Origin of the sequence: Methylobacterium indicum, assembly GCF_001043895.1 — a bacterium.
Lineage (GTDB): Bacteria > Pseudomonadota > Alphaproteobacteria > Rhizobiales > Beijerinckiaceae > Methylobacterium > Methylobacterium indicum.
In genome coordinates this window covers 1-24,968 of record NZ_JTHF01000118.1, presented here as the reverse complement: position 1 = coordinate 24,968, position 24,968 = coordinate 1, and the positions used below count along the sequence as shown (strand labels likewise).

24 protein-coding genes and 1 pseudogene are annotated in these 24,968 nt (G+C 59.2%); 14 read left to right on the top strand and 11 right to left on the bottom strand.

Annotated elements, in window-relative coordinates; all coding sequences use genetic code 11:
- Window positions 1-185: 185 nt before the first annotated feature.
- From QR78_RS14590 to QR78_RS14575, 4 genes are all read right to left on the bottom strand, one after another.
- A complete protein-coding gene (locus tag QR78_RS14590) occupies window positions 186-395 on the bottom strand; it encodes a hypothetical protein (RefSeq protein WP_048428263.1) in 210 nt (69 codons plus the stop codon).
- A 352-nt stretch (window positions 396-747) separates the two neighbouring features.
- The gene (locus QR78_RS14585; protein WP_048428265.1) at window positions 748-1,167 is read right to left on the bottom strand and encodes a hypothetical protein; all 420 of its coding nucleotides are present in this window, start codon (window positions 1,165-1,167) and stop codon (window positions 748-750) included.
- Window positions 1,168-2,662: 1,495 nt separating this feature from the next.
- Complete coding sequence (locus QR78_RS14580; RefSeq protein ID WP_244276308.1) at window positions 2,663-3,619, bottom strand: HEPN domain-containing protein; 957 nt, start codon at window positions 3,617-3,619, stop codon at window positions 2,663-2,665.
- A 202-nt stretch (window positions 3,620-3,821) separates the two neighbouring features.
- Window positions 3,822-4,097, bottom strand: coding sequence for a hypothetical protein (locus tag QR78_RS14575; RefSeq protein ID WP_048428261.1), 276 nt, complete (start codon window positions 4,095-4,097; stop codon window positions 3,822-3,824).
- Between the two features lie 159 nt (window positions 4,098-4,256).
- Here QR78_RS14575 and traA point away from each other — a divergent pair, with 159 nt between their 5' ends.
- Window positions 4,257-7,412 (top strand): Ti-type conjugative transfer relaxase TraA, encoded by a 3,156-nt coding sequence (traA, locus tag QR78_RS14570; RefSeq protein WP_048428260.1) that lies wholly within the window; start codon window positions 4,257-4,259, stop codon window positions 7,410-7,412.
- A 130-nt stretch (window positions 7,413-7,542) separates the two neighbouring features.
- A complete protein-coding gene (locus QR78_RS32840) occupies window positions 7,543-8,016 on the top strand; it encodes a toxin-antitoxin system HicB family antitoxin (protein ID WP_082171589.1) in 474 nt (157 codons plus the stop codon).
- A 283-nt stretch (window positions 8,017-8,299) separates the two neighbouring features.
- Here the strand turns inward: QR78_RS32840 and QR78_RS34165 are convergent, their stop codons facing one another.
- Window positions 8,300-8,782: a hypothetical protein gene (locus QR78_RS34165; RefSeq protein ID WP_125900915.1), complete on the bottom strand. Its 483-nt coding sequence runs from the start codon at window positions 8,780-8,782 to the stop codon at window positions 8,300-8,302.
- Between the two features lie 226 nt (window positions 8,783-9,008).
- Window positions 9,009-9,098: pseudogene (locus tag QR78_RS36045) on the bottom strand (type II toxin-antitoxin system ParD family antitoxin); the annotation flags it as partial.
- Window positions 9,099-9,331: 233 nt separating this feature from the next.
- Here QR78_RS36045 and QR78_RS34160 point away from each other — a divergent pair.
- Both QR78_RS34160 and QR78_RS32830 read left to right on the top strand, forming a co-directional pair.
- Complete coding sequence (locus QR78_RS34160) at window positions 9,332-9,994, top strand: TauD/TfdA family dioxygenase (RefSeq protein WP_125900917.1); 663 nt, start codon at window positions 9,332-9,334, stop codon at window positions 9,992-9,994.
- Window positions 9,991-10,944: a hypothetical protein gene (locus tag QR78_RS32830; protein WP_082171595.1), complete on the top strand. Its 954-nt coding sequence runs from the start codon at window positions 9,991-9,993 to the stop codon at window positions 10,942-10,944. Before QR78_RS34160 ends, QR78_RS32830 begins: the two co-directional genes overlap by 4 nt.
- A 72-nt stretch (window positions 10,945-11,016) precedes the next feature.
- Here the strand turns inward: QR78_RS32830 and QR78_RS34155 are convergent, their stop codons facing one another.
- From QR78_RS34155 to QR78_RS14560, 3 genes are read right to left on the bottom strand one after another with little or no spacing between them, the layout of a single operon-like run.
- On the bottom strand, window positions 11,017-12,192 hold the full coding sequence (locus QR78_RS34155; protein ID WP_125900919.1) for a Shedu immune nuclease family protein: 1,176 nt from the start codon (window positions 12,190-12,192) through the stop codon (window positions 11,017-11,019).
- Window positions 12,193-12,209: 17 nt separating this feature from the next.
- Window positions 12,210-12,596 (bottom strand): DUF4113 domain-containing protein, encoded by a 387-nt coding sequence (locus tag QR78_RS14565; RefSeq protein WP_048428259.1) that lies wholly within the window; start codon window positions 12,594-12,596, stop codon window positions 12,210-12,212.
- Entirely contained in the window at window positions 12,589-13,071 is a 483-nt protein-coding gene (locus tag QR78_RS14560; RefSeq protein ID WP_048428258.1) for a hypothetical protein, read from the bottom strand. The genes QR78_RS14565 and QR78_RS14560 overlap by 8 nt, the downstream gene beginning before the upstream one ends.
- 487 nt (window positions 13,072-13,558) lie before the next feature.
- Here QR78_RS14560 and QR78_RS34955 point away from each other — a divergent pair, with 487 nt between their 5' ends.
- Both QR78_RS34955 and QR78_RS34145 read left to right on the top strand, forming a co-directional pair.
- Complete coding sequence (locus tag QR78_RS34955; protein ID WP_053220929.1) at window positions 13,559-13,990, top strand: ProQ/FINO family protein; 432 nt, start codon at window positions 13,559-13,561, stop codon at window positions 13,988-13,990.
- A gap of 498 nt (window positions 13,991-14,488) precedes the next feature.
- Window positions 14,489-15,088: a hypothetical protein gene (locus QR78_RS34145; protein ID WP_125900923.1), complete on the top strand. Its 600-nt coding sequence runs from the start codon at window positions 14,489-14,491 to the stop codon at window positions 15,086-15,088.
- Between the two features lie 109 nt (window positions 15,089-15,197).
- On the opposite strand, the gene QR78_RS14550 is transcribed toward QR78_RS34145, so the two are convergent.
- Window positions 15,198-15,782, bottom strand: coding sequence for a recombinase family protein (locus QR78_RS14550; RefSeq protein WP_048428257.1), 585 nt, complete (start codon window positions 15,780-15,782; stop codon window positions 15,198-15,200).
- Window positions 15,783-16,022: 240 nt separating this feature from the next.
- On the opposite strand from QR78_RS14550, the gene QR78_RS34140 reads away from it, so the two are divergent.
- The 4 genes from QR78_RS34140 to QR78_RS34135 all read left to right on the top strand — a co-directional run bounded on the left by QR78_RS34140 (window position 16,023) and on the right by QR78_RS34135 (window position 21,395).
- Entirely contained in the window at window positions 16,023-16,340 is a 318-nt protein-coding gene (locus QR78_RS34140; protein WP_125900925.1) for a DNA-binding domain-containing protein, read from the top strand.
- 267 nt (window positions 16,341-16,607) lie between these two features.
- Window positions 16,608-17,591: an AAA family ATPase gene (locus QR78_RS32820; RefSeq protein ID WP_082171592.1), complete on the top strand. Its 984-nt coding sequence runs from the start codon at window positions 16,608-16,610 to the stop codon at window positions 17,589-17,591.
- Window positions 17,592-17,864: 273 nt separating this feature from the next.
- Window positions 17,865-20,069 carry a S8 family peptidase gene (locus QR78_RS32815; protein ID WP_244276310.1) on the top strand — a complete coding sequence of 735 codons (2,205 nt, stop codon included), beginning with the start codon at window positions 17,865-17,867 and terminating at the stop codon, window positions 20,067-20,069.
- A gap of 510 nt (window positions 20,070-20,579) precedes the next feature.
- Window positions 20,580-21,395, top strand: coding sequence for a hypothetical protein (locus QR78_RS34135; protein ID WP_125900927.1), 816 nt, complete (start codon window positions 20,580-20,582; stop codon window positions 21,393-21,395).
- A gap of 567 nt (window positions 21,396-21,962) precedes the next feature.
- On the opposite strand, the gene QR78_RS32810 is transcribed toward QR78_RS34135, so the two are convergent.
- Window positions 21,963-22,169 (bottom strand): hypothetical protein, encoded by a 207-nt coding sequence (locus tag QR78_RS32810; protein WP_082171593.1) that lies wholly within the window; start codon window positions 22,167-22,169, stop codon window positions 21,963-21,965.
- Window positions 22,170-22,621: 452 nt separating this feature from the next.
- Here QR78_RS32810 and QR78_RS14540 point away from each other — a divergent pair, with 452 nt between their 5' ends.
- The 4 genes from QR78_RS14540 (at window position 22,622) to QR78_RS34130 (ending at window position 24,569) form a co-directional block, all read left to right on the top strand.
- Window positions 22,622-22,981 carry a type II toxin-antitoxin system RelE/ParE family toxin gene (locus QR78_RS14540; protein WP_048428255.1) on the top strand — a complete coding sequence of 120 codons (360 nt, stop codon included), beginning with the start codon at window positions 22,622-22,624 and terminating at the stop codon, window positions 22,979-22,981.
- Window positions 22,982-23,012: 31 nt separating this feature from the next.
- Window positions 23,013-23,309, top strand: a complete 297-nt coding sequence (locus QR78_RS14535) for a helix-turn-helix domain-containing protein (RefSeq protein WP_048428254.1) — start codon at window positions 23,013-23,015, stop codon at window positions 23,307-23,309.
- A gap of 304 nt (window positions 23,310-23,613) precedes the next feature.
- On the top strand, window positions 23,614-24,258 hold the full coding sequence (locus QR78_RS14530; RefSeq protein ID WP_048428253.1) for a nucleotide-binding protein: 645 nt from the start codon (window positions 23,614-23,616) through the stop codon (window positions 24,256-24,258).
- Window positions 24,255-24,569, top strand: a complete 315-nt coding sequence (locus tag QR78_RS34130; RefSeq protein WP_125900929.1) for a hypothetical protein — start codon at window positions 24,255-24,257, stop codon at window positions 24,567-24,569. The genes QR78_RS14530 and QR78_RS34130 overlap by 4 nt, the downstream gene beginning before the upstream one ends.
- Window positions 24,570-24,968 lie beyond the last annotated feature (399 nt).

The window sequence follows — 24,968 nt, the reverse complement described above, 5'->3', positions numbered from 1 at the left end:
GCCCTCTTGGGCGTTTCCTCCCTAGACTTCGGGCTGCTCTCTTGGGCGGCCTTTTTTCTGTCTGGGATGAGGGTCTTAGCCTGCGTGCCTGTCGCTCTCAAGCACAATTGTGCGCCATCCCTAGGCAGATGGCACTTTCTTGCACAGGCGCGGCGAATGCCCCGTCGCAGGTCGTCCTGAACGAGCTACTTGGTGATCCGCTTGGGGGAAATCGGATCGCTGGCCGGGAACGTCTCCTCCACCGCTTGATCGAGCAACTGGTCCTGCCGCTCTTCGAGATCGTCACCTGGCTTCAGCTGACCAGGCGCGCTGGCTGCCGCCAAATCCGCCTTGGCCTTACTTGGGTCGTGCGGGTGGTCCTTACCGTGATCGGTGCTTTTCGTCGGGTCGATCATTCGCGTGCTCCTGCCGCTGATGGTGATCAACGTGCCGGGTCTGGCGGTGTTCGTTCCCGCGCTCTCTTCAAGCAGGGCCTCGGTCGGGCGGATCAGATTTCCTTATGTCGTTAGTGCCCTCGGCGTTTTCACACGGCCTCCACTATGAGCGGTCTCTGTACGATCGGGCATGGTAAGCCCTCGCCTCAGGGTCGTGATGCCAACTCGTTGCCATTCTGCAGCATTTTAACGCCTCAGCGCTATAGCATTACAGCATTAGAGCGTTGCAGCATGGCGACGCTAGGGGCCATTTTCGATAATGATCGTTCTCGAAAGCGATGGAGCGGGCATGGCCTAATATCCGGCAGCCCGATCAGGGGACGTCGATCGCGAACAGGTCGAGTTGCTGTGCGCTCACCTGCCGGCGCCGTTGTTGCCGAGCTACGAGGCGAGGAGCAGGATCAGGCTGGACGAAGAGCGGTAAGGCTAGACGAGGCTTCCCGTGCAGCACCGCTCCGACGATCTGCCCGCCCTCTGCCCGATGCAGCAGGTAGAGGACGTGGGCCGGTGTCCGCAGGATCTCCTGTCGCAGGGGTTCCGCAGACGGTAGGCAGGCCAGTGCTGCCAGGAGGCACGGTAGTCCTGCCGCAGCAATCTCCATCGCCTCGAACTCAATCTCGCGCAGGCCCCAGCGCTGGCGGGCAACGCCGGCCGTCGTGGACGGGAAGGGGTTAGCCGCGAACGCCGTCGCCTCGTCAAGGACGAAGGCTGCGAGACGGTCGCGCTCGGCCATAGCACTGATCCGCAGCGCATCGGCAAGTCGGCGCTTCTCCTCTGGGATGTCCCTCAACCGCGGCCTCGCCTGGCTCACCGCCAAGCGGGTGAACAGCCATCGGGCCATCTATCCCGCGGCCTCTGAGGTCGCCAACCCCGCCAAAGTTTGACGAACCGTTGCCGTTCGTGCCGAATGGCTGATTAAGGCGGCTCGCATCCCGCGAGTCGCTACCAGGATCACCGCCGCGACAGCAGCCACCTGAAAAAGCAAGACCCCGGAGGCCTGCCAGGGCCACCAGGGTCTAGAGCCCCGAGGGGGCCGATCCAGTCTGTGCAAGGCGGATCATCCCCCGAAATCGCTGTGAGAGTCAATCTGAAAGCGTCGCTTTCGGAGACGGGCTCGGCTTGCCTGTGACGGACCGCCCGACCGGCGGCGCCGAATGCTGAACCGCGGCCCGACGAGGGCCGAACGATGACGCACGCCTATGCTCGGGGTGGCGGCGAAATGCCTGCCCCGAGGGGATTTGATGAGCCGCGCCAACGGCGTGAGGTGGTGTCCAGCCGGGCCGCCTGGTGCCCCGACAGTGCTGGCCCGTACCGTCTACCGGCCGGTGTTCGCGATCGGCTGTCGGCTGCCTTGGAAGGCCGGAAGAACCGAGATGCGGCCTTCGCCCTCGCGGTGTTCCTGGCTCGGTTCTGGAGCAGCCCCAGGCGGCTCCTATGTGCGATCCCGGTCGACCGGCGGGCCTTGGCCGAGCACGAAGCTCTTGGGCTCACCGAAGCCCGGGTGCGGGGCGCCCTCGCGGTCCTCGTCGAGGTGGGGTTCCTCGCCCGGTACGAGCCCGAGGCAGGCAAGAAGTACCAGCGCACGGAGGGCGGCCTTCAGCGCAGGGCGATCCTACACCGCTTCGGGGAGGAGTATGCCGTCGCGTTCACGGCAGCGAATGCCCGCGCTCAGGCAGCCCGTGGAGTGCCAGCGCCATCCCGCAGGCCAGTACCCTCGCGTCCCCAGCCCCAACGGGCGCCAGCGCCCAACGTCGCCGCCTCCAGGGCTATGTCCGCATCCCAAGTCGCCCAAAAGCAATTCCTAGGCGGAAGCCGTGTGATTATGGGCGAGATGGACAAGCGGAATCCCGTAGCGGTCTGCGAAGGACTTGAAGCCGCATTGGAACGGCTACGTCGAGGCGTGTGCCCATGAACCGGAGAGGGGTTGGAAACGCCACAAAGCTCTGCCGAAAGGCAGGGTCGCGGGCCTGGCAGAGCCTCATCCTGGCGGAGTTAAGATTCGCACCAACGGGTCCGAGACGGGCGCCAAGGCATGCACCTTCAGCATGAGGGCCGTAGGCGGCGTTCGTTCAACCGGACGGGCTGCTTTCGCATGGGTGCAGCCGCGGTATCGCAGCATCGTGGTTGATTCAGCGCTGGGCTTCGGAGCCCGAGAATCCGCTCGGAGTCGGCAGCTCACCTCCGAGGAAGAATGATGCTGTCCTGAACCACGAATCCGCTGCGGCGGCTCATACGTCCGGCTGGTTCGCCCCCACGCTTTCGAGCCGTTCGGCGCAGACCGCCGCGACGCTTTCCTGCAACGCGCTCACCCGCTCGACCAGCCAGGCCAGCTCCTCGTCGGTGATCTCGTAGTGGGGCGAGTACCGCGCATCGACGTAGGCGCGGTTCAGGAGGGCAAAGTAGCGCCGGGCGAATTTCGTGTCGCGCGGCCAGACCGGAATCAATCGGGCATCGACGCTCTCGGCTCGCGACCGTAGCTTGGTCAGGCGGTGGAGTTTCGGGCTGTAGAGCGTCAGGACCAACAGGACGCAGTGATACAGCCGCTCCGTGGCCTGATGCAGCAGGAAGGCAGCGAGACGGAGATCGCCACGCTGGATCAGGAAGCTTGCTGCCGCTTTGAAGGAGGCAGCGTCGGGAAACCAATGCTCGAAGTGCCGGGCGGCCTCCGTCCGCCGCTCCTCCTTCGTCAGCGGCTTCGGCTCGGCAAACGGAAAGCCCGCCAGCTCGTGCAGCACGATGCCGTCCCGCGCGATGTCGACGAAGAACGGACGGCCCTGCGCCAGCTGGTCGTTCACGTCCTGCAGCGTATGCACGATCACGTTCACCGGCGTCGCCAGTCGACCACCCAGGCTCAGCTCCTGAAGTAGACGCTCCTCGGCCTTCTCCCACGCCTCGTACTGCTCGGCGAAACGGCCATCGTTAACCACCACCAGCAGGTCGTAATCCGACAGGTAGCCGCTGCCACGGTCCTCGACCCAGTCACCGCGGGCGTAGGAGCCGAACAGCACGAGCTTGAGGATGCGACCGCGCCGGGCCTTGTCCGACAGCTTGGTTTTCTGCGCGTCCTCGAATTCCTCGAACAGGATCCGCACCGCGTGCTGCAGCTCGCGGCGTTTGCGGTCGGGCAGGTGAGCGAGCCGTTCGGTGTCCATCGCATCCTGACCGTTCAGTGCGGCCCCTTCCATCCTGCCGGATCGGCCTGGTTCGACCCGGTGCCATCATCGAGTTTCCGTCAAAGGCGAGGCCGGCGAAACCCGCTCCGGATCGCTGCGCCGCCTGCCTTTGACCCACCCATCAGCTCCGCCTTTTCTCGTACCACGGGTCCGGTGCCGGAGCAGCGATCGGACCCGAGCAAGCTGTGCCCTTCCCGCGGGATCGCGTGCATCGTCAGGCCCGATCCGCCGGCTTGGCCGGGGTCCATTCGGCGAAAGCTGTCTTGTCCTGGGCACGCTGGATGCGGGTCATCAGCTCGTCGAGCGCTTCGGCAAACCGCCGCTCCTTGCCGGCCGCATCGAGGAGCAGACCGCCCAGGATGATCTTGCGGCGGGTGTCGCGCTTCCGCTCCTCCTGGGCCGCCCGCGCGTCGAGCTGCTGCAGCCGGTTCTGGGCCTGCGCGAGCCGGGTGCGGGTAGCCTCGGCGGAGGCGGCCTGGGGCGCCGGCATGCGGATCGGTCTCCTGACGAACGGTCAAGCTCCTTGCGGTGATATCAGGCTGTGGTAACCCTGGAAAGGAGTGGAAGGGCGCACTTTAGCATTGCTATCGCAATGCAAGCGCTAACCCGTCCTCCTCCTGCGGCAGGGACGGCCAGGAACGCAGCCGACTTGGCGATCTACCACCTCAGCATCAAGGCCGTCTCCCGCGCCGGCGGGCGCAGCGCCACCGCGGCTGCCGCGTACCGCGCCGCCTGCCTCATCGCTGACGAACGAACCGGGGTGATCCACGACTACCAGCGCCGCAGCGGGGTTGCGGCGAGCTTCATCGTGGCGCCGGACGGAGCAGCCTGGGCGCAGGATCGCGCCGCGTTGTGGAACGCCGTCGAGGCGGCCGAGCGGCGCAAGGATGCCAAGGTCGCCCGCGAGTACCAGGTCGCCCTGCCGCACGAGCTGACCCCCGAGGAGCGCGCCGGCCTCGTGCGCGACTTCGCCGAGCGGCTGTGCGCCCGCTACGGTGTGGCGGTGGACGTCGCCATCCACGCACCCGGCCGCGAGGGCGACGAGCGCAACTGGCACGCCCACATCCTGACCACGACGCGGGTCGTGACCGCCGACGGGCTCGGAGCCAAGACCCGGGTTCTCGACGTCGCCACGACGGCGCGGGGCGAGGTCGAGGCGCTGCGGGCGATCTGGGAGGAACGGGCCAACGAGCACCTCGCGAAGGCTGGTCATGCGGTCGCAATCGACCGGCGCTCGCACCTCGATCGCGGCATCGGGCTCGCCCCGACCGAGCATGTCGGGGTGCATGCCAGCCAGATGCAACGGCGCGGCAAGGCCGGGGTCGATCGGGTGGCCTTGGACGCCGAGACCGCGGCCCGAAACGCGGACCTGATCGCGCGCCGGCCGGAGGAGGTTCTGCGCATCCTCACCGACGAGAAGGCGGTGTTCAGCCGCCAGGACGTCGCCCGCGCGCTGCATCGTTACGGCGTCGACGAGCCCGACGCCTTCCAGGCCGCGCTCGCCCGGGTGATGGCGGCGGATGCGCTGGTGAAGCTGCCGGGCGGCGAGCGGAATGGGGACGAACGCTTCACCACGAAGGCGATGCTGGCGATCGAAACCGGCATGGCCGAGAGCGCCGATCGGCTGCTCGCCGACCGGAGCTATTCGGTTGGAACGGCGTCGGTCGAGGCGGCGCTTTCGCGTCGTCCGGAGCTGGCCGAGGAGCAGCGCGCGGCGGTGCGCCATGTCACCGGACCGGAGCGGATCGCCAGCGTGATCGGCCTCGCCGGCGCAGGCAAATCCACGATGCTCGGCACCGCGCGCGAGGCCTGGGAAGCGGCCGGATACCGGGTGCATGGGGCCGCGCTCGCCGGCAAGGCGGCGGAGGGTCTGGAGGCCTCCTCGGGCATCCCGAGCCGCACCCTGGCGTCCTGGCAATTGGCCTGGACCAACGAGCGACATCCGCTCGGGACGGGCGACATCCTGGTGATCGACGAGGCCGGGATGGTGTCCTCGCGCCAGCTCGCGCAGTTCGTCCAGACGGTCGAGCGATCTGGCGCCAAGCTGGTGCTGGTGGGCGATCCCGAGCAGCTGCAGCCGATCGGGCCCGGCGCCGGGTTCCGGGTCTTGTCGGAGCGCACCGGCTTCCTCGAGCTCGAGGCGATCCGGCGCCAGCGCACGGCCTGGCAGCGGCAGGCGAGCGTGGCCCTGGGCACGCGCGAGACCCGGGCCGGGCTCGAGGCCTATCGCGAGCATGGCGCGATCCGGTTCACGGCGGACGGAGCCTCGGCGCGCGAGCGCCTGGTGGCGGATTACCTGGCCGATCTAACGGCCCGGCCGGAGGCGAGCCGGATCGCGCTGGCCCATACCCGGGCGGACGTGCGGGCGCTCAACGACGCGATCCGCGACCGGCTGCGCGCGGCCGGGGAGCTGACGGACGAGGTGGGGTTCGCGACCGGCGGGGCCGGGCGGCTGAGCTTCGCGGCCGGGGACCGGCTGGTGTTCCTGCGCAACGATCGCGGACTCGGAGTGAAGAACGGCAGCCTCGGCACGGTGACGGATGCGGCCGAGGGCTGGCTGAGCGTGGCGCTCGACGACGGGCGGGCGGTGACGATCGCGCAGGGTGCCTACGACGCGGTGGACCACGGCTACGCGACGACGATCCATAAGAGCCAGGGGGCGACGGTGGACCGATCGTTCGTGCTGGCCTCGTCGGGGATGGACCGTCACCTGGCCTACGTGGCGCTGACGCGGCACCGGGACGAGGTCGGTCTGTACGCCGGGCAGGATGCGTTCCCGGACTTCGCGGCGCTGGTGGGCCGGCTGGGCCGAGGGCGGCTGAAGGCGTCGGTGCTGGACTACCTCGGCGAGCCTCGGGATGGGGGTGAGCCCCGCGCGGAGGTCGCCGCCTCGGAGGCCCGACGACCCGACGATCAGCCCGCATCACCGCAGGCGGCCGAGGCGGGGGGGAGCGCGACCATCGTCGCACCGCTCAAGCCGTTCCTGGCCGCCGTTCCCTACGACGAAGCGGCGATCGATGCGGTCCTCGAAAGTCGGGTCGATCCGCAGCGACATCTGAAGGCGGAACTCGACATGCTGCGCTACGAGATCCGCCTGGCGGTCAAGGATCCCCTCAGCCTCTACAAGGCGATCTACGCCCAGCTTCGCACACCCGGAGAAGGCTACCGCGACCGGATCGATGACCTGCTGACCGACCCCGAGGCCTATGGCGGCCTACGAGGGCGAAAAGGCTGGTTCGTTCCGAAGGCCGAGAAGGAGGAGCGGGCGAGGGCTGAAGCCTCCTATCGAGAACTCAGGAGGTCCGCCATCGACCTCAAGAACATGTTCTCGTTCATGGCCGACAAGATGCGTCCGGAGGAGGAGCGTTACCGGTGGCGCATCACAGTCGAGGTGCCGGGCTTGTCGCCGGCGGCGGCGGCCGCGCTGATCACGATCGCCCGGACGCCTGGGACCGATCCTCGGGCGTTCGATGCCGTCGTCGCGAAGGCCGTGGCGACCTCCGAGCAGCGGGCCGAGATCGAGGCATTCGCGAGTGCCGTCGCTCGCCGTTTCGGCGCGAGCGGGGCGATTGGGCACACGGCGGAGAAGGGTCTTGGACTAGGGCAGTGGCTCACGCGCGAGGAGCGCGAGATCCTGTCCGGCGGCGGGTTCGTTGCCACCTACCTCAAGGAGGGGAGCCTGGATCACCTGATTGCCCGGGTCCTGCGCCGCGAACTCGACCAGCGCCTCGACGTGCAGCCGCAGCAGACCCTGGAGCAGCGACGGGACCTCGACCGTCGTCGCGACCTCGGGCTCACGTTGTGACTTCCGCGGGCGGCGCAGCTACGGCGTTTTTTGTCTGATAAGGATATTATCACCCATAGGAGCACCTCAAAAAAACAGGTGACGGCACCTGTTGACAGATGCCGTCACCTGAATTAGATGCCGTCACCTGATGGAGGTGACGATGGCGCACAAATGCAAACGCATCATCGACGGAAAAACCTATAATACCGAGACAGCGACCCGCCTTGCTGGTTGGGAGGAAGAAGCGGACGGGTACCCCGTCACGTATGGCCAGCATCTCTACAAAAATAGGTTTGGTGCTTTCTTCCTTTATCATCATGCTGATGACGGCCCCGATGGCCCAGAAGTAGGCATAATTCCCTACACTCCTGAGCAAGCTCGCGAGTGGCTGGAAAAACATCGCAGTTATGATGTAGACTTATTCGAGTCTGTATTTGGAAAACTTCCGGAAGCTGGGTCGAGTGAAAGCAAGTTCACTCTAAGACTCCCTGATACGCTGCGCGATCGTCTCAACACCAAGGCCAAAGCGAATGGTCAATCCCTAAATGCTTGGATAATTCGCTGCCTTGAGCACTGCTCTAATGATGACGACATCAACAATTCGCCGAAGGTGCGGCCATGAAAACTTCACATGATTACGATTTTGGTTTTGGCAAAGATCGATATCTACGTGGACATGGATGGCGAGGATTACTAGCCCTCACATTATTGTTAGGGGGTTTAATTATAGCTGTTGGCCTTGGCACCCCTATGTTCTATATTACCCGTGAGTTGTTGCGATGGGGCGGGATCTAATTATTGTACACCACAAAGCAACGCTCGTCTTCACATGCAATCTATAATAATATGAGCGTAGCAGCTAATTACGCATGCTGCTACTAACTAGTAAAAATATTTAATCTCATTTACTCCGCAGTGTTTCCTATATAATGTCCATCATTTTGAATGTATTCTGCATATATATGCCTATCTTTAACAACTACGAGTTTGTGACCCGTCTCTCCATAATCTCTAGTAAGATATATTCCGCCTGCCTCGCTAGTGTTGATTTTCAACGCGTATGAAAAATAACTATCTTTTATATTTTTGAATGCAAGAACAGTATATATTGTACTACCACTTCCTCCTATATCTACATATTGGAAAAAAGTTGAAAGATTTTTCTCGTCAGAAGAACTTTGCTCAAGAAAGTGGGAGGAAATCTTCAATTTGCTTTTGAAATTTTCTGGCTCTGTTCCTCCAAATTCATCTAAAAATGCCCTCTCTATTACTTTGAATGCCTTCATTTCGAGTGGTCTAGCTTTTGTGTAATCACGGTTGAACGCGATTTTGGTTAGGTACCAACTCCGCGTTGTTTCGGGTAAAAGCCTATCCTCAAGTCCTGACATACGACAACTCCCTTGCCGAAAAGCGCCTGTGATTACACTAAGAGCAATTCACTCTACATCGTGGCTTAGCGCTGCGGGTGCATTCTGCCCTGAGCTTCCGATCTAGATCAAGCCCGACCATGAGAAGCGCACACGGTCTGGCCCCTAAGAAATGCCGGCTGATTGTTTTAGGGGAAGCGGTTCGGCCTGCCGGAAATAGGGGCGCCTAGCCTCATCAACCCATGGCGGTGGCGTACTCTCCGGCCGCGACCTTGGCCTTGACCATCTGCGCCATCTCGTGGGGTAGGGTAATGCTGAGGGATTGAGTGGTCCGCATGGTGTGTGTCCTTTGTCGGACATATAGCACACGACACGATTTAATCCTAACATTATCGCCGTTTGGTTTCGGCCACCTCTGCGTGGGCCGACCCGGTGTCAGCGAGCTGATCGGAAGCCCATATTTCGTGAGTTGTGATCCTTAAGGCGTGACTGTTACATTGAAGCAATTGTGGGTAGCCGCGCTCTATGCGATGGTCCGATAAGTGATCTGGAAAAACAATTAGCCGTGACATGCATATATCTCAACAACTTAGACGTCAGGGCTTTGCCTTCTTACCCACCCTTAAGCCAGATTTAGATACAGGAGACATAATTCACTCAATCGGCGAGCCAATCAGCTTAGGCGGAGGAGAGGCAATTCATCAACTTAGGCCTACTTCAAAAAACAAATCTACCCCGAACACATACAGTGGCAATTATGGATTGGGCGACTTTCCCTATCATACTGACTTCGCACATTGGTATCTGCCGCCACGTTATTTTGTTCTAAGATGTGTCATTGGCGATCCCACCGTAAAAACGACAGTCATCGATAGTTTGTCGATAATAAACAGTGATGATGAGAATATTTTATCCCGAGCTATTGTCCGCTCCCGCCGTCCCACGAACGGTAAATTTCGTTTTCTTCGCCTCATTCAATATACTGATGACGGCGAACGCATCGTTCGCTGGGATGAAAAATTTATTCAGCCAGCATCTGATGCTGGCATAGAAGGATTTACCCATTTAAAAAACAAGATAATGATAGAGAAGCATGATCAATTCTGCTTATCTAACAAAGGAGATACGCTCATTATTGACAATTGGAGATCAATTCACGGTCGAAGCTCCGTGAGCAATCCCGACAGCCATCGTGTGATCGATCGCGTATACCTCAAGAGCGTCCGTCAATGACAAACATCCCCTCGATTTTCCCACCGGCAATCTGGGATAGTGAAACTATCCTTATTAAAGCGCAGCGCTATGTCGAGGAGATGCTTAAATGCGACCGAGACGATTGGAAATTTGCATTCTGGTCAAGTCTTACAATCGAGCTCTTAGCAAGAGCTGTCTTAGCTAAAGTAAGCCCTACTCTTTTGGCTGACCCTGAAGATTGGAACAATCTCTATCATGCCTTGGGTTACACACCAACAGCACCAAAATTTTCACCCAAATCCATTTCCATATCAGATGTCCTAAATAGAATTCGAGACATTCACCCAGATAAGTTCGAAGATGACTTAAGAAAATGGTGTGCTGGTCATACTGGAAAAAGGAATGCAGAGCTACATTCTGGCGAAATGCCATTTGAGGGCTTGAAATCTTCCACATGGCTTCCGTCTTTCTACAGAGCGTGCAGCTCTCTTATGAGCTGCCTCGGAAAAGATTTGGCTGATCTTATTGGACAGCGAGAGGCCAAACTGGCTGAAAAACTTATAGCTGCTGCAAAAGATCAAGCCGCTAAGGCTGTTGCAGGGCTGATCAAATCTCATAAAACTGTATGGGATGGAAAAGGTTCTAAAGAGAAGAAAAAGCTTGAAGAACAGGCAGAGGTATGGGCAGGCCGTTATGACGGTCACGTGGTTGATTGTCCATCATGCAATTCCAAATCTCTCCTCACCGGGGAACCAATCTCTATACCGACTAAGACGATTGAGGAGGATACTATAAAAGAGACTCAACAATACATTCCGAGCAAGTTTGAATGTGTTGCATGTGGCCTAAAAATTGTTGGCCTACCCCAACTTACTGCATGCTCGCTCAGTGATACATACAAGAAAACCAGTTACTATGATGCCGCCGAATATTATGCTCCGGACGCAGGATTTGAAGATTATGCCGATGACAATAATGAACCTCTTTAGATAAAGAGAACAAAAGCAATAGCGTGGGCGATCGGCAGAGCCGGTCGTCCACGCAAAACGGCCATAATTTATTCAAAACGGGATGTTTTCATCCTCTTCTGCCGCAACAATATTTTTTGCTCTGAAGTAAAGCTCGTCGAAAGTAATTATTTCTGGACTGTTTAGACTTCTCCTGAAGCCTTCAAACGCTTGATACTTCTGAAAATTTATACCATGCGCTGTCTTAAATTCACCAAGACAACCAGCAACAACATATGATTTTGGATGGACGTTGCACAAATCCTCCCCGGTCGGATTTCCGTCTTTATCAGCAACGATATATCGACTGCGGATAGTTTCAACCGCGGCCCGCACTGTTTCCTGTATCTGTGCCACGCTTCCCGCAAGTTCGTCCGAGCATTGCCAAACACCTGGGCGGTATGTTGACTGCTTTAGCAGATCGGTATCGTGGCGCTTTATCTCTACATAGCAGAGCGACTGAATGAGAGCGTTTGTTTTTAGGAGTCCATCAACACGTTTGCCGGGCGCTGAAACACTATGTCCGCGAACAACCTGCTCTAGTTTTTTGTCCTTTAAGGCGCTTGTGAAAATATACGATAGCCCATGCCCGAAAATCCATTTATTGCGATCAAAAAACATCTGCCATACTGCTTCTGGCTTAGCATTACCTAGCCTTTGGCGCTCGCTCTCAAAAAACTCGCTATCAAAAAGCATATTCTCAAATATAACTAGCTGCTTTCGCCTGTATCCGAGGGCAATTATATCCTGTTCTGTAATTTCGTTTTGAGCGATTTGCGCGAATAGCGCCTGATTATCAACGGCAAACTGTCTAGCCTGAACGTTACTAATTGGGACAACTGCTAAGTCATTGTCATTGATATTAAGTTTTAATTCGCTCGGAAAATGAACATTTTTCACCGTAGCAATAAACTCTAAAAGCTTATCTAGCTCGTTAGGTCTGAATGTAAAACTAACTTTTTCGTTAGGAATGCCATTAACAGCGTTCCATTTTTGTATAGTCAGGGCATGACTGTCGCGGGCATACTCACTAAAGGTCGCCCTTATTTCTTGCCTGCCCTTATGCGTAACCCTTAGAACAACCTCACCGCATTCTTTTGCGAACTCTAGGCAATGGGGCAAATCAAAAACCTTGGATGCTATCCTTAGCCCCCCTGAGAAACGTTTTGTGAAGTAAGTGCGACCAGTCAGCTTGCCATTATGGAAGGCATAATCATCTTCGATATCCAACGCGCAACTCCCTCAAATCAAACGCATAATAACTCACACCAACGAGTTGTATAGCGTTGTGACAGGAACTCGGCCTTGAGCTTCCACCCACGCTCAAGGCCGGAGGCCCCGAACCGCACCCGGTCCCGGCCGTGGCGGGCGTTGAGCTGATCCACAATCGCCATCAGCCGGACCCGCTCCGGCGGGTCCGGCCGCAGAAACAGCGACCCCTGCACACTGCCGGCAGGCACCAGGTCGAGGAGGAGCACGCCGGTCTTCTTGTACTGGAACCCCGGCCGGTTGACCCGCCGCAGGCCCCACAGGGCCGCGCGGATCAGGCGGCCGGTGTCGGCCGTGGCGATCGTCAGCTTAACGTGCTGAGTGGCGTGCGACGGGCATGGCTCGCATGAGACGCCTTCAGCCATACAGCCCTTCGGCCTTTAGATAGGCGAGGAGCTGCCGGGCTTGCTCCTGGGCTGTGGCGTCGCGCTTCTGCTCGTCGAAGCCGTGCGCGAACATCGGCAGGAGCCGGCTCGTCGCCCGCTCCATCGCCGAGCCTTCCCACAGGATCAGCACCTCGCGGTCGGTCAGGTCCTTCACGAAGTACCAGAGCGTCAGCATCACGCTCAGCGCCGGCTTGCTCCCCCATCCGGTGATCACGCCCTTCCCGATGCGTTCGACGCGGCGCAGCAGGGCGTGCTGCTTCTTTCCGGTGAGGTCACCGAACGGCTCGAGGAGGGCGGCCTGGAGGTCGGAGCGGAGTGTGGCGATATCGGCCTCGGCTCTCGCTGCCTGGTCCGGGTTGGATGGGACGAACACGCCAGGCGCGGCGGTGAGCGCATAGAGGAGGTAGGCCGGGATCGCGAGCTCGACGCGCTGGCGATCGGACAGGGTGGGCATCACGGGATCATGAGCTGAATGAGATGTGCAGGCGGTGCCGATCCGGCGGCGCTTGTGTAGCCCTTCGGTGCGACTGCATCGAGACCCGTCGGTGACGATGCGCTGCCCGGATTGACACAGCGGCACGCCCTGGCTCGACTGGGGCACGACGCGGTGAGTCGGATGCTGGTCGGCTCGGTCGCCCCGCGATGGAGCCCCGATGCAAACTGGACGTGAGCCAAGCCGAGGATCTGCCCTTGCTGCTCCTCGCATGCCCGCTGCAGTGCCGGCCCGGCCTGCGCGGCCGACGCTTACACTCAAGGGCAAGGTGCCTGCCCCACCTCAGCAGGTTGCTCCGGAGCGGCCCGCGGCGGACACCGCCGCATCCAGCCCGCGTGTCGAGCCTGTCGAGGTCGTGTCGGTACCGAAGCCCGCGCCGGGCGCCCCGGCGGCGGCGGATGCGCCCGCCAAGCCTGCTCGCCCGTTCCGTCCATGGGTGAGAAGCCGGGTGCCGAGCACCGCCGGGCCCGCTGTCCTCGCCCGAGCCCAGACGCTCAACGCCCTCCTCGTTGCCCCGATCGGCGTTCTCCCAGCCGCAATGGGCGATCCCCTGCGTCCCTTCCAGGTCGGTCTCGGCCCCGAGATCCTCGCCCGCCGCAGGCCCGAGGTGACGGTCAATGTCTGCGAGCGGGCGATCCGCGATTACGTGCGCAGCTTCAGCTACCGGCACGCGGTCGCCCAGCCTGGATCGATGCGCTACGACCTCGACGGCCACCCGGTCGAGCCGGTGAGCGAGAAGGATCGGCACGACATGCAGCGCAACTGCGAGGTCGACCGGGAGAGGGCCCGGCAGCGCAAGGCGGCTGCGGCGATTGCAGCGGCTGTCGTCGGCGCTGAGGCGGTTACTCCTGCCGAAGACGCAGCGTCGTCGGGCCCATAGGGTGTCCAAGCCCAGGAGGGGCGTCCCCTTCGGGCCGCGCCCTACTCGCCGCCTGCGGCGGCTCCCCGAACCCGCTGCGCGGTTTCGGCCCTGCGGGTGACGGTCGACTGACGCGACACAAGGAGGCCTGCGGCCAAGTTTGCTGAGTGGGGGCCAGCCGCCCGAACCGGCCTCAAGGCCGCAAGGGCCTTGACCCCGGCCCGGTCGCCTGGCGCTGGGCTGCCGGCGGCTTCGACGCCCTGGAGGGCGACTACGCCGCCTCTCCAGATCTTTCTCACGCTCGCATAAGGGGGGCGTATGGAACCAGATTTCGAAATTATGATCTCTGTAGAGACGAAAAACTTCTGAAAATATTATAGTATCTTATTTGATATAATGTAATAAAAATCAAAATTTATTTTGTCAGTTGCAACGCTATCGTTGATCCCCAATATATTACATAATATAAACTTATTGTTAAAAGTTTTTATATAAAATATAACACATAAAAATATCAGTATGCCATCTATAAACAATCAGGAAATAGATATGTGTAAATTAAACATATCAACATGTAAAAACAAAAAATCAACATATTACAAATACACAAAATATAAAGAAAAAGATATAATAAGAAATAAGTCTGGTAGCTCGTTACTAGTAGCAGCAATATTAAATATGTTTATTATTTTTGTATGGGCAAACCAACTTCTTTACTGGTGGGTTGATAAATTTAATATAGGCGACGCTCGAGCAATGGCTGTTTATTCGTCAGCTATATGCGGACTTTCGTCTGGTGTTTTATGGTTAATAGCTACTAGGCGCCCGAATGATGTAGGTTCAAATGCGTCGGCAGCTGGTTTTACAGGTGCAGCGGTAGCGTTTGCTATGGCTTCGAGTTCACCTCCTGACGGTGCATCCGAAACGGTGACATATTATTTTCCTTGTGCAACACGTCTCGGAATTATTTTAGGATGTTTATATGTAACGACAATTTTTATTGATGAAATTGTGATATGGATAAAACATTATTTCCCGCCGATGGAAAAATACACTGCAAAAAATCAATATTACTTTCATTCAAAAGAAGAAAAAAGTTTTTTTTGGCCAGGGTTATAGAAAAATCATTACTGGATCAAAAATACGATTTTTGAAAAACATGATACATAATAGATTTTTATTATAGATTAATAGCTGATCATAAAATTTTTATGGGATGACGAAGTGGTCAAGACGGCACGGTTGAGTCCCTGATCCGAATTATAGTCTGCCGACTGGTCTTGAAGGTCCGTGCCAGACTCGACACGCTCGCACCGTCCACGAGCTGGCGCGCGACTTCCGCGCGCTGCTCGCCGCTGAGACTGGCTGGCCGGCCGAGCCGTCGGCCTTCCGCCCGCGCCCGGCTCAAGCCAGCCTGGGTCCGCTCAATAAGGAGATCGCGCTCGAACTCCGCGACCGCGTTGATCACCCCCATCGTCAGCTTGCCGGTCGAACTCGTCAGGTCGACCCCACCCAGTGCCAGGCAGTGTACCCGCACGCCGAGTTCGTCGAGCCGGGCGACGGTCGCGCCCACGTCCATGGCATTGCGGCCGAGCCGATCGAGCTTGGTGACGACGAGGACGTCTCCCGCCTCAAGCCTGTCGAGCAGGCGCGCGAACCCGCGACGCTGCCCGACCGCGGTGGATCCCGAGACGGTCTCGGTCACGAGGCGTCGCGGCTCGATGGTGAACCCGGCGGCCTGGATCTCGGTGAGCTGGTTGTCGGTGGTCTGGCCGGGGGTGGAGACGCGGAGGTAGGCGAAGGTACGCGGCATGAAGCGGATTTGTCCGAAAACCCTGACCGGAACTAGACACATGTCCGGAATGTGCAGAAGCTAGGTTTTGAACAGATCTGGCTGCCCTGTCCAGAACCGGTCGGTTCCGGACAGGCTTGACCGGCAGACTTCACCGGTGAGGGAGGTTCCATGACGGACACCTGGCCATGGCGCGCTTCGCCGTGCTTCAGCCTACTGGAGCATGATGTGCCCCTGATCCGCGCCACCGCGTAGGCCGATGTGCTGCTGCGAACCGCCCAGCGTTGGCTCGCGCGGTATCGCCATGACGGACCGATCGGCCTTGCCCGTGCCGGTCGCCGCAATGCGGACCACAGCCGCCTGCTTGCCGACCTCGTGACCCTACTCGACGGCATGGCTCTGCGACGTCCAAGATCCTCGGCCGCCGCCATCCATCGAAGGGACACTGCCATCGCCGAGGCTCAGGGCTGGCGCATCCCTTCCTACAGCACGGTCTACGCCATCCTCACTCGCCTCAATCCGGCGCTGATGACCCTGGCCTCAACGGATCCGCAGCCTTTCGAGACCGCTACGAGCTGATCGTCCGCCATGGGGCTGAGCATGAACGCCATCCGCGGCGAAGCTCGGGATCGGCAAGGGCTCGGTGCATCGCGTCCTCGCGGCCGAGAAGCCGGCAGTGTGGCCTCCTTGACCAGGCGCCGTGGTTAAAATCAGGCTAACCAGATCGCTCGAATTGCGAGGAGCGGTGCCCCGCAGCACTGGTGGCGATTGGCCGCTCGTGTGAACCTGGGTTGCTGCACCATCTAAGAAATTGCGGCATAAAGGTTTCCGCTCGCGGCCGATGAGATGACCACCGCACGCCACATCGTTGCGCTCCTACGCAGCAATCTGGACGGAGATCAGGAGCACTTCCTCTCCGTAGCGACGCAACTGGCGGCTCATGAGGCGCGTCAGGGGCACGGCAAGCTTGCGCTCGAGCTGAGGGAAATCATTGATGCTACTCGCAACAAAGGACTGAAAGTCGGTCGACGCGGAGCTGGACCTGTCCCAATGGCTCAGCCAAAAGGCGAGCTCGCTGACCTGCTACTCGCCCGTTATTCGGACATATTACTTTCTGACATGGTGCTGACCTCCGATCTTCGCGACCGGCTAAAGAGGGTCGTCCAGGAGCACCGGCAGCAAGAGAAGCTAAGGAGCCGGGGGCTCGCACCACGACGCAAACTACTACTAGTAGGCCCACCAGGCTCAGGAAAAACCATGACAGCGGCAGCGCTCGCTGGCGAGCTGAAGCTGCCTCTCTTTACAGTCCGATATGATGGCCTGATAGGCAAGCTGATGGGTGAAACCGCATCGCGCCTGCGGCTCATTTTCGATGCGATTGCCAGTCAGCGCGGTGTCTACTTCTTCGACGAGTTTGACGTTATCGGCACGCAGAGGGCCGGGCAGAACGACGTGGGCGAGATCCGCCGGGTACTCAATTCTTTTTTGCAGTTTATCGAGGCTGACGATGGTCAAAGCCTCATAATTTCCGCGACAAATCATCCTGAACTTTTGGATAGAGCTTTGTCGCGGCGGTTTGATGATGTGATCATCTATGGTGCGCCAAATATTGATATTGCGTACGGCATACTTAAAAACCGACTCGCAACTTTTGATACTTCCACTGTCGATTGGCCATTCGTTCTGAGAGAAGCGCATGGGCTCGGGCAGGCCGAACTCACACGAGTTGCTGACGAGACAGCGAAAGTGGCTGTGCTTAACAACCTAGAGGGTGTAACGACAGCAGCCTTCCTCGCGGCGATTGCAGAGAGGAAGGCGTCCTCCCTCTAGCTCTCCAGTCCCATGCCCGATCAGAACAGAGACCGCCCTCACATCTATCTAGAGGGCGGAGGGCGAGAACAAAAATTTACCTCCCCGAGGCAACCACACACAGGCAAGCCCCCTGCACGCGCCAGAGCGGCGCATGCGGTGAGATTGGCGCGCGCGATCGAGACAGCGATAGCTGAGGCTCGGCAAAGGCGCGCAATTCAGGCTGATGTGCCTCTAGACGGAGAACCGGGTTTCTACCTTCAGTTCGACATACCTGTTGACCATCGAGACGCCTTGGACGGGCTTGAGAACCGCACCAAAGGCATTGAGATCGTTGCAGTCGCGCCAATCTCGCAAGATGCAGAAGTAGTACAAACGACAGTATTTGTTCCAGAGCGCGCGGCAGATCATTTCGTTCAGAAAGTCACAGAATATCGTGATAAGAACAATAAAAAGAGCGGTCGTCCCAAGAACGAAAAACTCGTGGCCTCAATCCAAGACGCTCGACTTGCCGGTGTTCGTGCCTTGTTTACAGACGCTCTTGGGACATTTCCAGGAGATAATGAAGAAATTTGGTGGGAGGTATGGATCCGAGGTGAGCGCAAGCCTGAATTTGAGCGGGCTGCAGGACGGCTCGGGATCGCATTGAAAGATCAGGCGCTAGGCTTTCCTGAGCGTGTAGTGATCCTGGCGCTCGGTACGCCTACCCTGATGCAAATTCTCATAGAGAGAACAGATGGTGTTGCTGAGTTTCGTCGAGCGAAAGATGTGCCAACCTTCTTCCTGGAAATGGAGGCGCACGAGGCAGCAGACTGGGTTGATGAGTTGGAAAAACGGATGCAGACCGCGCCTGTAGAGGCTCCTGCGATCTGCGTCCTCGACAGTGGCGCGACGCGTGGCCATCCTCTCTTGAGGGCGAGCCTCGCGGCTGCGGATCAGCATGCTTATGATCCGCAATGGTCCCTCGCCGAGCACCGGACCTGGAATGGGCATGGCACTGGTATGGCCGGTATCGCCCTCCTCGGCGACATCGAGGCAGCCCTTTCTCAAACTGGTCCCATAGTAGTCGGCCACCGATTGGAGACTGTAAAGATCCTTCCAGATCGGGGAGCTACAGACCCAAAGCTATATGGCGCTGTGACGGCAGTAAGCGTCGGCCATGTGGAACGCCAGGCACCTTTTCGCCGGCGCGTCATCTGCATGGCTGTGAGTAGCCTGATTGGTGTCTCAAGAGGGCGCCCATCTTCTTGGTCAGCCGCGGTCGACCAACTCTGCTACAACATCAGCGCGCCACGTCTGATGATCCTCGCGGCTGGCAATCTAAGTGGGGACATCCTTCATACCACCTATCCTGATGCTAACGATCTACAAGAGGTCGCAAATCCGGGTCAGGCTTGGAACCCCTTGGTTGTAGGGGCATGTACAGATAAGATTACGATCGCGGATCCCACCCTAGTGGGGTGGTCTGCGATAGCCCCAGCTGGTGAGCTATCTCCGGTCAGTCGGACGTCCACAATCTGGGATCGGCAGTGGCCGATCCGTCCAGATGTCGTGTTTGAGGGTGGAAACCTGGCACACGACGGTACCAACCCGGGTGACCCAGTAGATGATCTCCAGCTCATTACCACTCATTATGAGCCACAAAATCGACTCCTAAAATCATTCGGGGATACAAGCGGGGCAACTGCTCTCGCAGCCAATATGGCTGCGCGCATCATGACCGCTCAGCCAACTCTTTGGCCGGAGACAGTCCGCGCCCTGATGGTCCATTCAGCGGAATGGACGCAGCCCATGCGTCAGCGCTTCCAGGCCGCAGCATCGCGTGCAGAGAAATTTGCTCTGTTACGTCGATATGGGTGGGGCGTCCCCAGTCTTGATCGAGCTCTGGCCAGCGCAGCCAACGACGCAACACTCCTCGTACAAGATGCTCTCCTCCCATTTTTCATGGAGAAATCGCGCGTTAAGACACGTCACATGAACCTACATCGACTTCCATGGCCGCGTGACGAGCTAAGTGCGCTCGGCGAACTAGAGGTCGAACTGCGGGTTACGCTCTCCTACTTTATTGAGCCGAACCCCGGCGAGCGAGGCTGGACCCGTCGACACCGCTACGCATCGCATGGGCTTCGGTTTGCAGTGAAGAGAGCGCTTGAAGGCCGGCGCCAGTTTGAAAGCCGTATCAACAAGGCGGCAGAGATCGAAGAGCAAGGAGATGCGCATGTCTCCGATACCGGAGGAGACGACTGGTTCCTTGGTTTTCCGCGTGACCGTGGATCAATCCATTCCGATATTTGGCGTGGGACGGCCGCGGAATTGGCATCGCGTGACGCTATTGCGGTGTACCCAGTTAGCGGCTGGTGGAAGGAGAAGCCTAACCTTCAGCGCTGGGACCGCTCCGTTCGATATGCCCTGCTAGTCTCGATCCGAGCACCAGGCGCGGACATCGATATCTACACGCCAATCGTTGCGCAGATCGGCGTGCCGGTGCCCGCAGCCTAGAAGCGGACACTTTCCCGGCGCCGGAGCACGCAGAGGACGTGGGCCGGCGTTCGCGGGATCTCCTGGCACGGCGGCTTTTAGCGTAGCATCAGAGCAAGCTAGGGTGAGAGGATTTTTGTCGCCCAGCCAGCGACCTTGATGTCGGAAAACATATGTTTTCCGTGCACCTGACCCGGCGGCGCGGAATGGCCGCACGGTGTGGATTTGCAACGGTCCGCTTTCGGGCGAGAGTTAGTAGAAGCAGACATCGCCGTCGCGCCTACTCCGATCCAACTCGGACACTCGCAAAGTCTGCTCCAGAGTACTCCGGCGCAACCACCTACTCTGCGCTTGTAGGATGTTTACTATGAAAGTTTTCTGCTTACGCCGGAAACAGACCCGCCCACTGGTAGGCTTGGGGCGTGCCAAAATCATACCACCACGCAATCCGTACCGTGCATACGTCCAGAGCGCTGCCATGGGATGCGGGGATGTAGTAGCTTCTCAAGCCACCTTTGGAAAAACAACCCGATGATTGATGCCCACTCCGCATATCGAGAGTCGATGAAAGAGGAAGATCGGCGGTATGAGGCCACGCTCGATGCCCTCGATCCTAAACGGCTAGGGCTGATGGTAACATGCCCTGCATGCCAAGCGGTAAGCTGGGTTAAGCTGCCAGAAAAACGTTATGGGCTGAGTCCGATTACCATTTCCTGCCCAAGATCTTGTGGATTCTACGGTCCAATTTTTGAATTCAAACCGAAAGATTCTCGATCAGAAGATGCCACAGACTTTGACATTGAATATGAATGCCCTCGGGATCACACTCTGACGCGTAGTCAGGGACGGGTTTTCAAATGCCCGACATGTGCGATCGAAAACCCTCGAGATATCATGAGGGATCTGCGCGAAAGTGTGGAGAGAGATCTTGCTCAGAACCCAGACAGGGATCGCCTAGCGGACCTGTTGTCACGTACTGTTGGTACGTTTGACGGAGTGATGAGGGCTTGCAACGTGATGGCGGTTCGGGTGGGACAGTCAGGATCGGCTGGCAACTTACCTCCCGTAAATTCATTTCAGAACATAGCCGCCGCGAGACAAAAGATGTCGGCGGTTTGGGATATGAAATCAGTCTCGCATGACTGGAACGCATTAGTGCGCAGCTTTCAAAAGAGGCATTGCTTTGCTCATACCTTAGGCGTGGTTGACCAGAGTTATATTGATAAATCTGGGGACATTACGGCTGTTGTCGGGCGGCAAGTAAGCTTGACGACGGAAGAAGTTCGGGCATGCGTGCTGGATACCGAGAACATCGTACGGAAGTTCTTTGGGATGTTCCTCTCATGAGCTGTTGTCGTGATGCAAGACCTTCGCATTATGAAATTAGTATGAGCTGGAATACCTCAAGGCGCATTCCTTTGTGTGGTCATTTATAGATCTGCGTGCCTCACATGCCGCGCAAGGGATTAGGTCTTCGATAGGCAGACCTTCTCAGTGCCTAAATTAGATCGAAAGAGCCCAAAGCGGCCGGTTCGCCTTGGGTTCATTCATGTTGAACTAAGCTGCTGGCCGTCCTAAGTCCGCTTTCGGCATCAAGGCTGACTACAGCTTTCCACCCTGAGCCGAAATTGCCTGTCGGCTGACGAACGGCTGCTTTGGAGAAGCGTCGACAGCGGTCCGGGCGGCTGGGTTGGGTCGCCAGTAGACTCATGAAGCGGTTGTCAGCGTCAGGTGTGAACCGTCACGCACGGTTGATCATCTTGGATGTCGGAAAACACCTGTTTTCCGCACGGCCGAGCCCAATATGCGGAACGACTGCATGGGTCGGAACCAAGCTTCAGTGCTGTGCTCTGAAGGCAATTCGCGCAAACCGGGCAACGAGGGCGGGATCGAGTGTCTCAGCCGGCTGCGCGCTCAGCGACGGCCGCCATCGGCTCCCGGCTTCATGGCCCGCTCGACAGCTTCCATGGCGCTCTCGAAGGCTCTGGCCTCGCTGCGGTGGGGTCGATCGGACCGTTCGATCAACTTGCCGCTCCGGCGGATCGCCCACTGGAAGTTTCCTTCCGGCTTGAGCAGTGGGGAAACCTCGATGGAGTAGGGGTGCGGGACTTCGTTGGCCATGAGCGCGCTATGCCAGGCTCGACGCGGTCACACCATAGCCAAAGCGATGTGGACCCGTTTTTGTGGATTGCTGATCAGCTTGGTGGCAATGAGCCTGCCAGCTTTTCGGCCTTAGCTTCGCGGCGATCCTTGGTCCGATCCCCCGGCCCTCAGGCGTCTTGGTGACCTTCGTGGGCGAGCCCTTCAGGGTGACAAGGCGCTCGCGCAGGGACAGGCAGGGAGCGCCTAAAGCACTTCAGAGACAGCAGCATGATAGCGCTAAAATGCTATGATGCTTCAATGCTGATAAAGAGGCTGAGCGTCATAGGTGTGTGGCGAGGCCGACCATTTGGCCGCCGGCCTTCGTGTAGGGAGACGGCGCGCTGCGAGCTTGATCTGCAACGAGTGGGCCAAACTGTCCGCGGCGCACCATAAGCCATTGACTTACATAGTCCATTGACTTACGCCTGCTCATGTCCAAGCCGCTTCACACCGTCGTCGAGACCCCCAACTACCTCGCCGACGCGAAGCGAGCGGGCATGACCGAGGTGGAGCGCCAACGCTCGGTCAACACTTACGCCAAGACGCCGGACTACGGCGACGAGATCCAGGGCTCCGGCGGCTTTCGCAAAGGTCGGGTCGCTGGCCGCGGCAAGGGCAAGTCGGGCGGTTACCGGGTGGTCTCGATCTACCTCGACGAGACGATCCCGGTGTTCCTCGTTGCCGTCCTCAGCAAGGGGGACCGCGAAAATTTCACCGATGCGGAGGTTGCCGAGTTCAAGAAGGTGGCCACCGCAATCAAGTTGGCTCGCCGGCGCAGCAAGGAGCGCTGATGAACCTGCAACCCTCCACGTGGTGTCTCCGATGACCGACAGCTTCACCCGCATCCTGAGCGGCGCCGAGAGCGCCTTGGCCTATATGGAGGGCAATCCTCCCGAGGGGACCGTTGTCCACGTCCCGGACGATCTGGACGTGGCCGAGATCCGGACCAGGACCGGACTCGCTCAGCCGGCCTTTGCGGCGACCATCGGCGTTTCGCTGCATACCCTCCGGAACTGGGAGCAGAAGCGCCGCCGCCCGGAGGGGCCTGCCCGCGTGCTCCTGGCAATGGTCCAGAAGCGGCCGCAGGTGGTGCGGGAGATCCTTGGCGAGGTGGCCTGATCGCCAGCCTCCGATGGCTATCGCCGGACGAGGCTGGCGTCACTGAAGCGGAAGATATGATGACGAAGTTCGGCGATGGATCGACGATCGAGCCGAGACCGCGCGGAAGGAGTGCCGTCAGCTCCGACCGGTAGCGCGAGGAGCAGCTTCACGCTCGTTCCGGGGCGCATCAATATGGAGCACCGTGCTGTGACAGTGTAGCACTGTAGCGCTACGGTGCCTTAGCACGATAACATCATGCGTTCGAAGTGCTTTCATACTGTGGCATTTACCTGCTACAGCGCTACAGCATCACAGGTGAGACATGCGGACTCTGACACTCGTCACGCAGAAGGGAGGCGTCGGGAAAACGACGCTGGCGGCCTCCCTCGCCGTCGCCGCGGCACAGGCTGGCGAGAAGGTCGTCGCCCTTGATCTTGACCCGCAGGGATCGCTTGGCGCCTGGGGCGACACCCGCACAGCGGATGCGCCTGCTGTTGATCGGCTGCCCGCCGACCGGCTCGGCGAGCTGCCTGCCATCCTCGAGGCGCTGAAGGCAGAGGGCTACACCGTCGCGATCCTCGACACTGCGGGTGTATCCTCGACTGGTGGCAACCTCGCGATGCAGGCTGCGGACCTCGCCCTCGTGCCGGCTCGTCCTTCGCGCCTCGACCTACAGGCCACGATGCCGACCATTGAGACCCTGATGCGGCTCGGGATGCGGGATCGGTTCGCCTTCGCGCTGAACCAATGCCCGCCCGGACGGTCGTCCCGGGCGACAGAGGCAGCCAGTGGCTTGAGCATGTTCGGGGTTCTAGCAGAGCCACCGCTGGCGCAGCGTGCCGACCATCAGGACGCTATCGCGGCCGGGCAGGGCGTTACCGAGTTCGCCCCGGACGGGAAGGCCGCCGAGGAAATTCGGGCGCTGTGGGCGTGGGTGGATCGCAAGATGAAGGGTAACCGGACATGAGCAAGCGCCCCTCCCTGATAGGCGGTCTCACCCTGCCAGGTGCTGAGCCCGCCGCGCCTAAGCCTGAGGCTCCCGCCGATCGGGCACCGCTTGAGGCCCCCGCGAAGCCGGCTGGACGGCGCCCGCGCCCCGAAACGGTACACACGTCTATCTACCTGCCGCGCGAGGTGCACAGGCGGCTGCGCGAGATCGCCTTCACCCGGGACGTGAAGGTACACGACGTCATCATGGAAGGGATTGATGCCGCGCTGCAGAAGCACGGGCATCCGTCCGTCGAGACGCTGAAGGCCGGGGCGAAGCAGAGCTCATAGCGCTTCAGCGCCATCATGCTGTAGCGCTATAGAAGTCATAATGACGGGCCGACTTGGTTGACCTGCTGGCTGAGAAAGGCGGCTGGCGATCCGTTCCTCAGGCCGTGCTCCTGGGCTAGCTGGAGCCACGCCATATACAACCTGGATGTGCGCAAATCGTTAGTGCAACCATGCGCCCCGCGCATGGTTCCTGGGACATAGGTCGTATGGTGCGATGCAGAAAAGCATGGAATACATACCCCATGCACGACCGCGATGGCGTCGCGGTCCTGCTCGCCCTCTTGGGCGTTTCCTCCCTAGACTTCGGGCTGCTCTCTTGGGCGGCCTTTTTTCTGTCTGGGATGAGGGTCTTAGCCTGCGTGCCTGTCGCTCTTAAGCACAATTGTGCGCCATCCGTAG